This is a genomic window from Roseburia sp. 1XD42-69 (assembly GCF_003612565.1).
Taxonomy (GTDB): Bacteria; Bacillota; Clostridia; order Lachnospirales; family Lachnospiraceae; genus Roseburia_B.
Map to the genome: position 1 here is coordinate 1 of NZ_RAZG01000255.1, position 653 is coordinate 653.

Annotated in this window: 1 protein-coding gene; it reads left to right on the forward strand. The window is 44.0% G+C overall.

All coding sequences use genetic code 11. From position 1 onward, the window contains the following. The coding region (locus D7Y06_RS26360) for a hypothetical protein (protein WP_158591513.1) at nt 1-653 on the forward strand (653 nt) is incomplete at both ends.

The window sequence follows — 653 nt, forward strand, 5'->3', positions numbered from 1 at the left end:
GACAGCATAGACGTTTCAGGGCTTGCAGATAAATTAAAGAATACTTTCGGCATGACCTTTGAGGATATCCAAACATTCTTAGCATCCCTTGGAGAAAGCTTTGATTTTACCGATTCCATGGGTACAGACGTTGTGGATGCTTACAGCAGTATCCAGGAGAAAATAAAAAGCATAAAGGATGATATCGCCAGCGGTTCCTATTCTACAGACGAAATTGTACAGATGCAGGTACAGCTTGAAGAACTGCAAAGACGTGCGGATGCACTGCGTGAGCCTGTGGACATCAAACTTACCAGCAACATTGATCAGACAAAAGAAAAGTTAGAGGAAGTCACCAGAAAATACAATGAACTGAAAACAAGTATCGCATCCAAACAGGAACAGGGCATCACAGTTACATACGGGGACACCAATGCATTAAACGAACTTGCCTCCCAGAAAGCGGCACTGGAAGACCAGTTGAACCGTTACAATGAACTGAAAGTGACGGTTGAAATGGAACGGGAACAGGCAGACGCTGACATCAAAGACCTGACTTCTGATAAGGAAACCAAGCTTACTGTCAACATTGCAAACAAAGGGGAAGTGGACGCACAGTTCAACCAATGGACACAGCCCAAAAGCACGACATTAAAGGTCAATGTGACTGCAAA